General features: G+C 67.7%; 15 protein-coding genes and 1 pseudogene. 4 read left to right on the top strand and 12 right to left on the bottom strand.

All coding sequences use genetic code 11. The features are described 5' to 3' along the window. Positions 1-30: 30 nt before the first annotated feature. The 5 genes from B0293_RS03315 to B0293_RS03295 are packed head-to-tail and all read right to left on the bottom strand — an operon-like array spanning position 31 to position 5,930. On the bottom strand, positions 31-1,290 hold the full coding sequence (locus B0293_RS03315; protein WP_005163874.1) for an MFS transporter: 1,260 nt from the start codon (positions 1,288-1,290) through the stop codon (positions 31-33). 6 nt (positions 1,291-1,296) lie between these two features. Then, complete coding sequence (locus B0293_RS03310) at positions 1,297-2,916, bottom strand: class I tRNA ligase family protein (RefSeq protein WP_005163876.1); 1,620 nt, start codon at positions 2,914-2,916, stop codon at positions 1,297-1,299. Next, the gene (locus B0293_RS03305; RefSeq protein ID WP_005163881.1) at positions 2,913-3,278 is read right to left on the bottom strand and encodes a cupin domain-containing protein; all 366 of its coding nucleotides are present in this window, start codon (positions 3,276-3,278) and stop codon (positions 2,913-2,915) included. The genes B0293_RS03310 and B0293_RS03305 overlap by 4 nt, the downstream gene beginning before the upstream one ends. A gap of 23 nt (positions 3,279-3,301) precedes the next feature. Further along, positions 3,302-4,615: a lysine N(6)-hydroxylase/L-ornithine N(5)-oxygenase family protein gene (locus B0293_RS03300; RefSeq protein ID WP_005163882.1), complete on the bottom strand. Its 1,314-nt coding sequence runs from the start codon at positions 4,613-4,615 to the stop codon at positions 3,302-3,304. A 58-nt stretch (positions 4,616-4,673) separates the two neighbouring features. Further along, entirely contained in the window at positions 4,674-5,930 is a 1,257-nt protein-coding gene (locus B0293_RS03295; RefSeq protein ID WP_039919193.1) for an ATP-grasp domain-containing protein, read from the bottom strand. A gap of 137 nt (positions 5,931-6,067) precedes the next feature. Between B0293_RS03295 and B0293_RS03290 the strand changes: the two genes are divergently transcribed. After that, positions 6,068-6,616, top strand: coding sequence for a dihydrofolate reductase family protein (locus B0293_RS03290; protein ID WP_005163884.1), 549 nt, complete (start codon positions 6,068-6,070; stop codon positions 6,614-6,616). Between the two features lie 28 nt (positions 6,617-6,644). Here the strand turns inward: B0293_RS03290 and B0293_RS03285 are convergent, their stop codons facing one another. The 4 genes from B0293_RS03285 to B0293_RS03270 all read right to left on the bottom strand — a co-directional run bounded on the left by B0293_RS03285 (position 6,645) and on the right by B0293_RS03270 (position 9,064). Beyond that, on the bottom strand, positions 6,645-6,989 hold the full coding sequence (locus tag B0293_RS03285; RefSeq protein ID WP_245192037.1) for a hypothetical protein: 345 nt from the start codon (positions 6,987-6,989) through the stop codon (positions 6,645-6,647). Between the two features lie 143 nt (positions 6,990-7,132). After that, a complete protein-coding gene (locus B0293_RS03280) occupies positions 7,133-7,540 on the bottom strand; it encodes a VOC family protein (RefSeq protein WP_005163886.1) in 408 nt (135 codons plus the stop codon). 250 nt (positions 7,541-7,790) lie between these two features. Then, the gene (locus tag B0293_RS03275; protein ID WP_005163887.1) at positions 7,791-7,982 is read right to left on the bottom strand and encodes a hypothetical protein; all 192 of its coding nucleotides are present in this window, start codon (positions 7,980-7,982) and stop codon (positions 7,791-7,793) included. Positions 7,983-8,101: 119 nt separating this feature from the next. After that, complete coding sequence (locus B0293_RS03270) at positions 8,102-9,064, bottom strand: TIGR03557 family F420-dependent LLM class oxidoreductase (RefSeq protein WP_005163888.1); 963 nt, start codon at positions 9,062-9,064, stop codon at positions 8,102-8,104. 110 nt (positions 9,065-9,174) lie between these two features. Here B0293_RS03270 and B0293_RS03265 point away from each other — a divergent pair, with 110 nt between their 5' ends. The 3 genes from B0293_RS03265 to B0293_RS03255 all read left to right on the top strand — a co-directional run bounded on the left by B0293_RS03265 (position 9,175) and on the right by B0293_RS03255 (position 10,809). After that, the gene (locus B0293_RS03265; protein ID WP_005163889.1) at positions 9,175-9,507 is read left to right on the top strand and encodes a hypothetical protein; all 333 of its coding nucleotides are present in this window, start codon (positions 9,175-9,177) and stop codon (positions 9,505-9,507) included. A 64-nt stretch (positions 9,508-9,571) separates the two neighbouring features. Then, the gene (locus B0293_RS03260; RefSeq protein ID WP_005163890.1) at positions 9,572-10,024 is read left to right on the top strand and encodes an ATP-binding protein; all 453 of its coding nucleotides are present in this window, start codon (positions 9,572-9,574) and stop codon (positions 10,022-10,024) included. After that, positions 10,021-10,809, top strand: a complete 789-nt coding sequence (locus B0293_RS03255) for a SigB/SigF/SigG family RNA polymerase sigma factor (protein ID WP_005163891.1) — start codon at positions 10,021-10,023, stop codon at positions 10,807-10,809. The genes B0293_RS03260 and B0293_RS03255 overlap by 4 nt, the downstream gene beginning before the upstream one ends. A gap of 191 nt (positions 10,810-11,000) precedes the next feature. On the opposite strand, the pseudogene B0293_RS42880 reads toward B0293_RS03255, so the two are convergent. The 3 genes and pseudogenes from B0293_RS42880 to B0293_RS03245 all read right to left on the bottom strand — a co-directional run bounded on the left by B0293_RS42880 (position 11,001) and on the right by B0293_RS03245 (position 12,229). Beyond that, positions 11,001-11,125: pseudogene (locus B0293_RS42880) on the bottom strand (hypothetical protein). Positions 11,126-11,206: 81 nt separating this feature from the next. After that, positions 11,207-11,671: a hypothetical protein gene (locus B0293_RS03250; RefSeq protein WP_005163894.1), complete on the bottom strand. Its 465-nt coding sequence runs from the start codon at positions 11,669-11,671 to the stop codon at positions 11,207-11,209. A 96-nt stretch (positions 11,672-11,767) separates the two neighbouring features. Beyond that, entirely contained in the window at positions 11,768-12,229 is a 462-nt protein-coding gene (locus B0293_RS03245; RefSeq protein ID WP_005163895.1) for an SRPBCC family protein, read from the bottom strand. Positions 12,230-12,276: the final 47 nt, after the last annotated feature.

The raw sequence follows: 12,276 nt of genomic DNA, 5'->3' as shown, positions 1-12,276 counted from the left end.
ACTTTCGCTTCCTCCGAATTCGGTCCGCGCTCAGGCGGCGGTCGCTTCGAGAACCTCGGCCGGCTGCTTCTTCTCCTGCGCCGACAGCGGTTTCGCCAGACTCAAGTAGGTGCCGATCACGATCGCGCCCTGCAGGATCGCCAGGCCCCAGAACGCGTAGGGCACGGTGGTCGCGTCCGCCAGCGCCGACAACCCGACGGTCGCCCCGACACCGAGGCCGAGGCCGACCGCCTGCGTACCGCCGAAGATCCGGCCGACCCGGTCCTCCGGGCTCGCGCGCATCAGCAGGGTCCGGGCGGCGATCCGGCCCTGGGCGAAGCAGAACCCGGCGAACGGGATCGCCGCCATCAGCGCGATGTAGTGCAGCGGCTGGATCGCGAGGCAGATCAGGTTCCCGAGCGTGCCGAGCACGGCCAGGTGGATTCCCTTGAACCGCTTGCTGACCTTGCCGTACGCGGCGGCGCCGACGATGAAGCCGACCCCGGCCAGCGCGTCGACCACGCCGATCATCCACGCGCCCTGGTTGAAGGTCTGCAGGATCAGTGTCGTCAGGATGACGTTGGCGACCATCAGGCCGATGTTCCCGTTGGCGTACAACAGCGCGAGCCGCTTGACCGGCTGGCGCACGAGGACCTCGACCGGTGCCGCCGAGTCGTCGGCCGTCGCTTCGGCGACCACCAGCGGTTTGGCGGGTTTGCGGCCGATCGCGTAGACGAGGACGGCCGACAGGATGAAGCTGAGCGAGTTGAACACGAACAGCGGGGTGGCACCGAACCAGATCACCAGGAACCCGGCGAGCGAGGACGCCATCAGCATGCCGGCGTTGCTCGCCATTTCGAAGTGCGAGTTGAACTTCCCGAGCCGCTCGTCGCGGATGCGTTCCTTGATCAAGCCGTTGCTCGCGGGCATGAACAGCGCGGCGGTGCAGGCGAGCATGAAGTTCGCTATGTAGGAACCCAGGTTCGCCGGGCCGCCGATCCACAGCCAGACCGGCAGGGCGAACGCGGTCATCGCGCTGACCAGGTCCGCGGCGATGCACAGCATCCGCCGGTCGACCTTGTCGACCAGCTTGCCGAACAGCAGCGCGAGCGCGACCTGCGGGATCGACACCGCGATGAACAGCCAGCCGACGGCGAGGGTGGTCTGCTCGGCGTGGAAGACGAGGATCGCGGCGGCGGTGATCTGGAACGCGTTGCCCGCCGTGGTGACGAACCCTGCCGGGACCAGCAGGCGTTCGGCGAGCCGGGAACTCCGGACCGCGTCGGGGGTGAGGGTGCTGTCGAGTGACATGGGGTCTCAGGCCTCGCTCGTCGGGGGGAATTCCAGTGGTGGCACGGCGAACGCCGTGGTGTGCGTGACGTCGAAGGCGTCCGGGTCGATCCGGAGGTCGAACCCGCCCGCTTCGGCGGCGCGCGCGGTGAGGTCGATCAGGATCGGCGAGGCGCAGCCGATCAGGGCCCGCAGTTCGAGGAAGAGGTCGCCCAGCGCGCCGCGGAGCACCTCCTGGTCGAGGTTGCCCTTCAGCGTGCGTTCGGTCGCCGCGCGCAGGCGCCCGACGTGCTGCACGATCAGATCGGCGGCCCGGCTGAGGCTGAAGTCCTCGAGTTCGTAGTTCAGGACGAACCGGGAGACCATCGCCGCCGCACGTTCCGTGGCCTCGACCGAAACCGGGAGCGAGCCGCTCTCCCCGCCGACCTCGGCGGTGAGTTTGGCCAGCGTCTCGGCGAGCTCGTTCCAGGGCGCGACGAGCCGCTCCCCCGCGACCTTCTCCAGCGCCGCGCGGGAGAAGTTGGTGCGGGCGAACTCGGGAGCGGTGAGGTTGAGGTGGAACCGCGCGATGTCGCGGGGTACCTCGGCCGCGAGTTCGCGGGCCCAGACCACGTGTCCCTTGCTGGTGGAGAACTTCTCGTTCTCCAGTTCGTAGAACTCGTTGACGAGCAGGGTGTCCGGGAGGACGTAGCGGTCCTCCAGGGCGATCAGCTCGGCGACGTGGACGACGCCCCAGGTGAACAGCGGGTCGAACCCCATGAACACCACGACCCGCGCGTCGTTCTCCACGAGCCAAGCGTCGTCGTCACCCGCCTGCGGCTTTCCGTTGCGCCGCAGCGCGTACTCGGTGCAGTACATCGAGGCGGGCATCCCCTCGACCCAGGCGTTGAGCCGCTGTCCGGGTGTCTGGAGGAACGGCGCCGGCAGCCCCCACTTGACCGGGTACGTGATCGCGAAGTCCGGCAACGGCCCGGCCAGCAGCTCCCGCATCAGCCCGAGCACGTGCGGCCTCCACGCGGGTCCACGTTCCTCGTAGTAGGCGAGGAGCCGTTCGCGGTATTCCGAGACGGGGAAGACCATGATCTCCGTCTCGCGGTAGGTCACCTCGTCGGCCGGGTCGAGCACCGAATACGGCTCGATGAGCGCGTCGAAGTCGATCGGATGCCCGCAGCCCTCGCAGAAACCGCCGCGGCTGTCCGCGAGACAGGTCGGGCAGCCGCCGCCGACGAACCCTTCGACCAGGAACTCGCCCTTGCTCTCGCTGTAAGGCAGCCGCACCTTGCGCAGGCGGAGCTTTCCCTTGTCGTACAAGCGCTTCACATAGTCGTGGACGAGCGCCTTGTAGCCGTCGTCGGTCGGCGAGAAGCCGTCGACCTCGACGCCCATCGCCTTGAACGTGCTCTGGATGTTCTCGGTCGACTGCTTCACCAGCTCGGGCGGCGTGAGCCCGACCCTCGCCGCGCTGGTGACGAGGTAGGTCTGGCTGTCGTCGGTGCAGGAGGCGAACACGGCCTCGCGACCGGCCGCGCGCAGGTACCGCCGGTGCACGTCGGCGCCGAGGTACGGGCCCGCGATGTGCCCGATGTGCAGGTCCCCGTTGGACGTCGGGGGTCCGCCGATGATCACCACCGGTCTCGTGTCGGTCACGCCAGCTCCTCGTGCCGGGCGGCGAACTTCGCCGTCATGTCGGTGTCCCACCAGATCGCGTACATCTCGAAGTCCTCGGCGCCGTCGTTGAGGATGCGGTGCTCGGTGCCGGGCTGGTGGAACTCGATGTCGCCGGGCCGGAAGGGGCGGCGCTCTCCCCCGGACTCGACGACCGCCTCGCCGCTGACGGCGATGAAGATCTCGTACTCGTGGTGGGAATGCGCACCCGTCGCGCCGTGCGCCGGCACCGTGACCCAGGCGCCCTCGAACGGCGCGTTCAGCGCCGCCCACGGCAGGAGCCGCTGGCCGTAGGCGCCGTTCTCGAAGACCATCTTTTCCCGCTCCAGCGGCCGGATCTCCATGACGTTCTCTTTCTTCTCGATGATCAGCGGGTGGCGACGACGGGGTCGGCGTCCTGCGTCGGCTGCGGCGGAACCTCGGGGGTTTCCCCGCGGTGGGCGAGGATGTCCTGCAGGATGTCGTTGGCGCGCGGGGCGAGGACGCTGAGCAGCGAGTCCGCGATCCCGTGCGTCGCCTCGTTGACGCCCTGGAGGTAGACGGCCGCGGTGGCGGGCTGGTCGATCTCCAGCCGGTAGTCGCGGGTCACCTTGATCTCCGAGAGGCCGATCGACTTCGCGATCTCCTGGACCATCCTCGGCATCTCCGGGGAGAACCCGGTGCCGAGCAGGACGAGGTCGGTGCGCAGTTCCTGCGTCTCGCCGGTGCGCCGGTCGGTCAGTTCCAGCACGATCTCGTCACCGTCGTCGCGCGCGTCGGTGATGTCGCTCATCGTGATCATCCGCAGCCGGGAACGGCCGGAAAGGCGGTCCAGGTAGATCGACCGGTAGAGCGCGTCCATCGTGCCCGGCGCCAGCCCGGAGTAGTTCGTGTGGTGCATCTCCTTGAGCATCTGTTCGCGGGCTTCCGGTCGCGCGTCGAAGAACTTGTCCACATGGGACGGGAAGAACAGCTCGTTGTTGAACTTGCTGCTCTCGTAGTAGTTCAGGCCGATCGAACGCATCACCATGGTCGGCTTGCACTCGGGCAGGTCCTGCTGCACGGTGCTGAACAGTTCCGCCGCGCTCTGGCCGGCGCCGATCACCGCGACGCGGTACGGGAGATCCTTGCGCAGCTTGGCGATCCTCGGCAGGTACTGCGTGCTGTGGATGACGCGGTCCTGGTTCACCGTCCGGAGCTGGTCGGGGATCCGCGCGTCGCGGCCCGCGCCGACCACCAGGTACCGGCTGCGGACGACCTCGCCGTCGGCGACCCGGGTGTCCCAGCCGGTCAGCACGCCGTCCGTCCACACGGGAGTGACGTCGAGGCATTCACGGCCGCGCTGGATGTCCACCAGCGCCAGTGAATCGGCCGTCCACTTGAGATAGTCGGCGAGTTCGACCCGGTACGGGACGAAGCTGCCCATGTTCACGAACTCGTTGAGCCGGTTGGTGGCGTGCAGGTAGTTGAGGAACGAGAAGCGGCTGCACGGATTGCGCAGGGTCACCAGGTCCTTGAGGAACGAGACCTGCGACAGCGCCTCCGGCAGGAGCATGCCCCGCTGCCAGGAGACCTCCTCGTCGCGTTCGAGCAGGACCGACTCGCGGGCCAGGCCGGGCGCGAGCTCCTCCAGCGCCACGGCGAGTGCCAGGTTGGACGGTCCTGCTCCGACTGCGAGAAGCTCGACATCACGGTTCGCCATTGTTTGCTCCGCCATCGTTGTGAGTGCTTGGAAGGTGTTCTGCGGTGCCCGTGCGCGGTCAGCCACCGGCGGCCACCGAGGGCAGCAGGGGGTGCGCGGTCAGCCGGACCTGGGCCATGGCCTTGTCCAGCACCACTTCACAGTCGTCGGGGTCGCTGCCCGCGCAGATCACGTACGCGTGCCGCGAGATGAACTCCGCCGGCGGCAGCCGCATCCGCGCTCCCGGCTCGACCAGCGCGTCGGCGGCGAGGACCCCGTTGTCCCGCATGGAACCCGGGACGGACACGGACTCGACGACGCAGTCCTGTTTCGGGTAGCCGAACCGCACCCCGACCCAGCGGGGCTCGGCCTCGTACGGGATGTGGGGACGCATGCCGAGCGCGACGTCGACCGCGGCCGCGCCCGGGTCGATCCCGGTCGCGAACCGGGCGAGCAACGGGATCAGGTCCCCGCCGAGCCTGCCGTTGATCTCCACGATCACCGGTCCGCGCTCGGTGAGCTTGAGTTCGGTGTGGGTGATGCCGTACCGGAAGTCGATCGCGCTGTGCGCGCGGGCCAGCGTCGAACGGAGCACCGGGTCGGCCAGCAGCTCGTCCGCGGAGCTGACCAGGTGGCCGAGCTCCTCGAAGTACGGGTGCATGCCGACCGTCTTGTGCGCGACGAACATCGGCGTGTACTCACCGTCCACGACGGCACCGTCCACACTGATCTCGGGTCCGGTCAGATACTCCTCGACCAGCGCGCCGCCCTGGTAGGCGGGAGAGCCGCCGAAGCTGGCGTCCTCCGCGGTCCGGAACGCCTTCCGCACCGCCTCCGCGTCGTCCGCGAAGCTGACGCCGATGCTGGCCCCGCCCCCGCGCGGTTTGACGACGACCGGGTAGCCGATCCGGTCGGCCACGCGGACGGCCTGCTCTTCGTCGTGCACGAAACCGAAGTCGGGCTGCGTCACCCCGGCCGCGGTGAGTGTCCTGCGGTTGAGCCATTTGTCCCGGCAGCCCTCGATCGCGGAGATCCCCGCGCCCGGCAGGCCGAGTTCGTCCGCGACGTGCGCCGCGGTCACGATCAGCGCCTCGTCCCACGACACCACGCCGAGCACCGGTGTCTTCGCGTTCACCGCGCGGGCCGCGGCCAGCACGGCGTCGCGGTCCTGCAGGTCCAGCACCGTGGCGCCGGTGATGTAGCGCTCCTGCCAGGCCGGCTCGGTCCCGTTGAACAGCCACAAGGGATGCCGGTGCCCGGCCGACGCCAACAGGTACTCCCGGTACGGCCGCATCCCGCAGCCGATCACCAGGACAACACCCTCCGCTGAGCTCATTCCCTCTCCCCACAGCCCGTCGCTTCGTCGCGGGCTACTACATCCCGGGGATTGGTTGACCGGAACCCTTGATTCGGGCAGAACAATCAACGAGACGCGCGGGATGGCTCCCGTCGTCACGACCGACAGGAGGCAGGGTGTTCGAACCACAGACGGCCGGCGGAAAAGTTCTCTGGCACTTCACGATGTCCCTAGACGGCTTCGTCGCGGGCCCGGGGCACAGCATGGACTGGATGACCGGCACGACGTTCCGGCCGGGCTTGATCGACGAGTACGCCTCGACCACCGGCGCCGTCCTGGGCGGACGCGACGGCTGGGACGCCTACCCCGACCCCGGCGGGATCTACGGTGGTGTCTGGAAGGGACCGTTGTTCGTCCTCACCCACCATCCCGAGGACGCGACGCCCACCGACGGCGCCACCTTCCTCGACTGCGGCCCGGCCGAGGCGGTCCGGATCGGACTGGAGGCGGCGGGCGGGAAGAACCTCGAGGTGTTCTCGCCGGACATCGGCCGCCAGCTGCTCGAACTGGGATTGATCGACGAGATCGACCTGCACATCGCGCCGGTCCTGCTCGGCGACGGCATCCGGCTGTACGTCAACCCCGGCGGGCCGCCGATCCGGCTGCGCGGAGTCGGAACGGAAGATCCTCTCGCGTCGGTCGATGTCCGGTTCCGCCCGGCCTAGTGGCTTCTTGCCGAACGGGAAGGCGGGTCTAGTTCCGGTTGCCGTAGGACTGCTCGCAGGGGTACCCGTCGCGGTCGGCGTCCCAGCTGAGCGGGCGTCCGGCGTTCACCCAGGAGTTGTACGCGTAGGTGTACGAGAACCCCTCGGCGAACAGGCGCTGGCACGACGTGAGCGAAGGCGCTCGCGTGACCGTCACCGGTGGCTCCACCACGACCACCGAAGTGGTCGGCGGCGCGACGACCGCGGTGGTCGTCGACGGCGGCACGACCTCCCGCACGACCGTGACCGGTGTCCCGGCGGTCGTCGTCCCACAGCCGCCCAGTACCGCGGCGGCCCCCGCCGAAACCAGCAGTGCCGCGACCATCCTGTTCATGTTCTCGCCTCCCGGTGAACCGCCGAACCCTCACGTGAGGAGAACGACGGTTTCGCCGGCGGCATCACAGGTTTCGCGCGATCGGAGCCGCAAGTCCCCGGAAGTCGGGAGCTTCGGCCCCGATCGGACAGGGCCGGAATGCCCTAGGACTGGACGACGTTCACCATCCACTGGATGCCGAACCTGTCGGCGCAGGCACCGAATTCGTCGCCCCACATCTGCTTTTCGAACGGTACCGAAACAGTGCCTTCCGAGGAGATTTTCTCCCAGTACCCACGCAATTCCTCGCCGTCATCACCGCTGAGGCTGACCGAAATATTCGTACCGGGACGGTGCTCCATTCCCGGCGGCGTGTCCGACGCCATGATCGTGTAGCCGCTCGGCGATTCGAGCTGGCCGTGCATGATCTGGTCCTCCACCGGCGAACCCGCCATTCCGGACTCGCCGAACGTGTGCAGCGTAAGTTCTCCGCCGAACACCGACTTGTAGAACTCCAAGGCCTGCCGGGCGTCACCGGCGAAGCTGAGGTAAGGATTGAGGCGGCTACCCACTGGAAAACTCCTTCGGCTCGGGTCACGAGCATCCTGGCAGACACCACCGAGCGCGACAACGACTGAACTACGGCCGGGTGAATTCCTTCACGCAACGGAAATTCAACCCCGTTCGCCGAATGCGGTGAGCGATTTCCCGAACGCGCTCCGCTCGGGCGAGTGTTCCCAATGTCGCATATGAGTCGCCGAGCGTCCCTAATACGACATTGGGGACCTGCGGCCGGCCTCGGGGCGGCGCGCGGCCGCTGAGTCAGGCCACTTCCGAACTGCGGCCGCCGTCGTGCAGCCCGAGCATGTCCAGCAGCGTCGCGCAGTCCTCGGCGCTCCTCGCCCGTGAAGCCACCGCCATGGCCGCCTTGCGGCGTACCGCCTCCTGCTCCGGCGTGTCCTGGCTCTCCGGCATCAGGTCGGGCACCGGGTGCAATCCGAGTTCGTTGCTCATCAGTTCCCCCTATGTGTGAAGGACAATGTGTCGTTCTGGTACCCGCGATCGCGGGGTTGAACACAGGTGTCCCCGTTCGGGTGCTCAGAGACACAACCGCTTTACTCCGTTAGGGTGACTCAGCCCCGCAGCGCCGGGAGCAGGGTGTCCTCGGCGAACCGGAGGAAGCCTTCCTGCTGGTCACCGCCGATCTGGATCAGGGCGAGGTCGGTGAACCCGGCCGCCTCGAACTCGCCGACCTGCTTCACGATCTCGTCGACGTCCGGTCCGCACGGGATGGCCGCCGCGACGTCCTCCGGTTTGACGAACTGGGTCGCCCCGGCGAACCCCGCGGGCCCCGGCAGTTCGGCGTTGACCTTCCAGCCGCCACCGAACCAGCGGAACTGCTCGTGCGCCCGCCGGATCGCGGCGTCGCGGTCCTCACCCCAGGACACCGGCAGCTGGGCGATCTTCCTGGACGGCGGGCCGAGCTTGGTGGCGTCCCATTCACTGCTCAGCGAGGCGTCCGCCTCCACGGCGATCATCGCGTCGGCGATCGGGGCGAACCGGGTCACCGACTGCGAGCCGGACACCGCGACGGCGATCGGGACACGCTGTTCCGGAAGGTCCCAGAGCTTCGCCGAGTCCACCCGGAAATGGTTCCCCGAGTAGTTGAAGTATCCGCCGTCGAACAGCCCGCCGATGATCTGGACCGCTTCGGCGAGCATCTCGTGGCGGACGTTCGCCGACGGCCAGCCGCGCCCGACGACGTGCTCGTTCAGGTTCTCGCCCGCACCGAGCCCGAGGGTGAACCGGCCATCCGACAGGGCCTGGACGGTCGCCGCCTTCTGCGCCACCACCGCCGGGTGGTAGCGCATGGTGGGGCAGGTCACGAAGGTCATCAGTTCGACCTGATCGGTACTCTGGGTGACCGCTCCCAGCACGCTCCACGCGTACGGCGAATGGCCCTGCTCGTCCAGCCAGGGCGAGTAGTGGTCGCTCATCACCTCGAAGTCGAATCCCGCCTTTTCGGCCCCGGTGGCGTACGCCACCAGGTCGTTCGGCCCGGCCTGTTCGGTCATGAGCGTGTAGCCGATGCGCATCGCACCCTCCTTCGCGTCTGACCTCCGCGTACCCGGCCGTTCCCGGGACCAACCGGACGTTTATCCGGCGAATCGAACGGGGTACTTGATCCGGGAAGAGAGGAGCCGCGATGCCCCAGCAGAGTTGGAGCGACAAACGAGAACGTCAGTTCGAACACATCAAGGATTCGGCGAAGGACCGGGGCGCGAGCACCGACCGGGCCGAGGAGATCGCCGCGCGCACGGTCAACAAGAACCGCGCGCAGGCGGGCGAGTCCCGCGAGGCGAGCCGGACGTCCGTTCGGGACATGTCGCCGCAGCGGCGGGGCGGCAAGCGATCCGGCAACCGTCAGGGCCCGAACGGCCCGACGAAGGACCAGCTCTACAACGAAGCGAAGAAACGCGACGTCAGGGGCAGGTCGAAGATGTCCAAAAAGGAGCTTCAGCGCGCCCTAGGCCGTTGATCACGCGCCCTGCGGCGGATCACCGCCGCGGGTATCTCACGGCCACGGACGGATGGGTTTCGTAATGGATGCACAAGGACGGGGCGGCCTGACCCCGCAAACCCGGCCCCAGTCGGACGACCTGTTCGACCGGGTCGAACTCCGCCTGCCCGCCGAGGCGGAGCAGATCCCTCTCGTCCGTACGCTCACCCACGGTGTGGTGGCGCGTGCGGACTTCGGCTTGGACGCCATTTCAGACGCGAAGATGGCCGTCGACGAAGCCTGTTCCCAACTTGTCCAGCCCGCCGAATTGGGAGCCGTTCTGTGTTGTGTCTTTCACGAGGTACCGGCGGGGATCGCCGTCTCGATCTCGACGACGACGGCGAAACCCTTCCTGCCGAGCGAGACGACGTTCGGCTGGCACGTCCTGACGACCCTGACCGGCTCGGTGGCGGCACGCTACGAACCGATTCCAGGCGAACCGGGGGGTACGACGACGATCGAGCTCGTCCTGGCCCCGGGAACGAGCGACGGGTGAGCGGGGAGCGCAAGACACTCACGCGGCAGGCGGACAACTACGCCCACTGCGAACCGCTCTTCGAGGAGATGTCCTCCCTGCCGGAGGATTCCCAGCGTCGCCAGGAGCTGCGCGCCCGCCTGGTCACCGAACTGCTGCCGCTCGCCGAGCACATCGCCACCCGATTCTCCGGCCGGGGCGAGCCCCGGGAAGATCTGGTGCAGGTGGCGAGGATCGGCCTGATCAACGCGGTCGACCGCTTCGATCCCGGCCGCGGGCACGACTTCCTCTCCTTCGCGGTACCCACGGTCATGGGCGAGGTCCGGCGGCATTTCCGGGACACCGGATGGTCGGTCCGGGTACCGAGGCGGCTCAAGGAACTGCACGTCTCGCTCAGCCAGGGCACCGCCGCGTTGTCCCAGCGTCTCGGCCGCGCGCCGACACCGACCGAACTCGCGGAGTACCTGGGGCTCGAGGTCAACGAAGTGCGCGAAGGACTGCTCGCCGGCCAGGCGTACCAGACGTTGTCGGTCGACAAGCCGGTGCACGACGACGCCTCCGAAGCCCTCTCCCTTGCCGACACGATCGGCGAGGAAGACCACGAGATGGCCCTGGTGGAGAACCACGAGGCGCTACAACCGCTGCTGCGGGAACTCCCGAAGCGGGAGCGCGCGATCCTCGTGATGCGGTTCTTCGGCGGGTACACGCAGACGCAGATCGCGGAACGGATCGGCATCTCGCAGATGCACGTTTCCCGGCTTCTCTCACAGACGCTGGAACAGCTGCGAGGAAAGCTCTCGGAGTAGCCGCTCCCAGCGGTGCCGGGAGTCCCGAGCGCCACGCCCGGGACGCTCAACGTCTCGAACGTGGCGCTCGGGACTCTCTCCAGTAGCCCACCGCTACCGTGGGCTCCTCTCCACGGCTCCGTGTGTTGCGAAAGCCTCTTTCACAACCTTCAGCGTTGTGAAAGAGGCTTTCGCAACACGCTTCGACTACCTCACGTGGGTTTCAGCGGATCGTGCCCCAGCGACATCAGCTTGTGCCGCCAGTGCGCCTGCCCCCCGCGACCGGTTCCAGCTCGTCACGCGTGCGCAGCCAGTCGGCCAGCTCCCGCGAGGTCATGTTGACCACGCGATGGAACTCGTCCCACAGTTCGTCTTCGATCTCGTGCACGGCCGAAAACTCCTGCCAGCACTCGACTTTCTACGGCGTCGTGTAGGGCGCCTGCTGTTCGATCGACGGGCTCGCGGTCGGGAAACGGCCTTCCTGGCCGGGCACCGGCGTCACCGTCGTGCCCCGCTGCTCGGGCTCGACACGCTGCCTGGGGCGGTTGATGACCGCTTCGGCCTCCTGCTCGCCGCGAATGCGCGAAAGCACACTGAGCGTGATCGCGTGCGCGATGGCCAGGACCAGCAACAGCACACCCAGCCTGCCCACCACACCCGGCAGGTCGCTGCCCCCGATGTCGATGGTCGACAGCAGGGCCAAGACACCCAGAGTGGCGAGGTGGAACAGCACCGTGACGAGCCAGGTCATGGACGCGCCGGCGGCGGGATCGCCATAGGAGCCTCGCAGGTAGCGCTTACCACTCTGATAGATGATCAGGCCGTCGAGCATGACCAGGGCCACCCCGATGACGAGGAAGGCCACGTACGCGTTGGTAGTCATGCTGGAACGCTCCCTTCGTTGTGGACCTCACCCCGAGAGATACCCGGCACCTCTCCCCGGAAAACGCCGTCTTCCAGGAGAGATGCCGGGCTCTGGTCAGCTGCCGGGGCGGTCCACGTCACCGCGCCACGCGCCGGACTCGCGACCGCGGCTCTCGATGAACTCCTTGAACCGCTTCATGTCGCCCTTGATCCGGCGGTCGAGCAGACCGAGTTTGTCGGCGACGTTCTCGGCGAAGCCTTCCGGATCGATGTCCATCTGCGCCGTGACACGGGTCTTGTTGTCGTCCAGGCGATGGAAGGTGATGACGCCCGCGTGGTCGGGACCGGAGTCCGACGTCCACGCGACGCGTTCGTCGGGATGCTGTTCGGTGATGGTCGCGTCGAATTCCCGGCTCACACCACCGAACTTGGTCACCCAGTGCGTGTGGGTCGCGTCGATCTGACGGATCTCCTCGACACCCTCCATGAAATGCGGGAAGGTCTCGAACTGGGTCCACTGGTTGTACGCGGTCTGCACTGGGACTTCGACGTCCACCATTTCGGTGATCGTGCTCATGCATCCTCCTCCTCGGTTGAGTGCTTTCGAGCCGGCACTCCCCGGCT

The organism is Amycolatopsis azurea DSM 43854 (assembly GCF_001995215.1).
GTDB classification, from domain to species: Bacteria; Actinomycetota; Actinomycetes; order Mycobacteriales; family Pseudonocardiaceae; genus Amycolatopsis; species Amycolatopsis azurea.
Note: the sequence above shows the minus strand (reverse complement) of the source record. Positions and strands in the feature narration are given on the sequence as shown.

What these genes read in the sequence shown, in the direction of transcription:
- B0293_RS03260 (WP_005163890.1), top strand. Translation starts at nt 9,572, where the DNA reads ATGGATGCACAAGGACGGGGCGGCCTGACCCCGCAAACCCGGCCCCAG.
- B0293_RS03275 (WP_005163887.1), bottom strand. Translation starts at nt 7,982, where the DNA reads ATGAGCAACGAACTCGGATTGCACCCGGTGCCCGACCTGATGCCGGAG.
- B0293_RS03315 (WP_005163874.1), bottom strand. Translation starts at nt 1,290, where the DNA reads ATGTCACTCGACAGCACCCTCACCCCCGACGCGGTCCGGAGTTCCCGG.
- B0293_RS03295 (WP_039919193.1), bottom strand. Translation starts at nt 5,930, where the DNA reads ATGAGCTCAGCGGAGGGTGTTGTCCTGGTGATCGGCTGCGGGATGCGG.
- B0293_RS03245 (WP_005163895.1), bottom strand. Translation starts at nt 12,229, where the DNA reads ATGAGCACGATCACCGAAATGGTGGACGTCGAAGTCCCAGTGCAGACC.
- B0293_RS03285 (WP_245192037.1), bottom strand. Translation starts at nt 6,989, where the DNA reads ATGAACAGGATGGTCGCGGCACTGCTGGTTTCGGCGGGGGCCGCCGCG.
- B0293_RS03250 (WP_005163894.1), bottom strand. Translation starts at nt 11,671, where the DNA reads ATGACTACCAACGCGTACGTGGCCTTCCTCGTCATCGGGGTGGCCCTG.
- B0293_RS03270 (WP_005163888.1), bottom strand. Translation starts at nt 9,064, where the DNA reads ATGCGCATCGGCTACACGCTCATGACCGAACAGGCCGGGCCGAACGAC.
- B0293_RS03305 (WP_005163881.1), bottom strand. Translation starts at nt 3,278, where the DNA reads ATGGAGATCCGGCCGCTGGAGCGGGAAAAGATGGTCTTCGAGAACGGC.
- B0293_RS03265 (WP_005163889.1), top strand. Translation starts at nt 9,175, where the DNA reads ATGCCCCAGCAGAGTTGGAGCGACAAACGAGAACGTCAGTTCGAACAC.
- B0293_RS03300 (WP_005163882.1), bottom strand. Translation starts at nt 4,615, where the DNA reads ATGGCGAACCGTGATGTCGAGCTTCTCGCAGTCGGAGCAGGACCGTCC.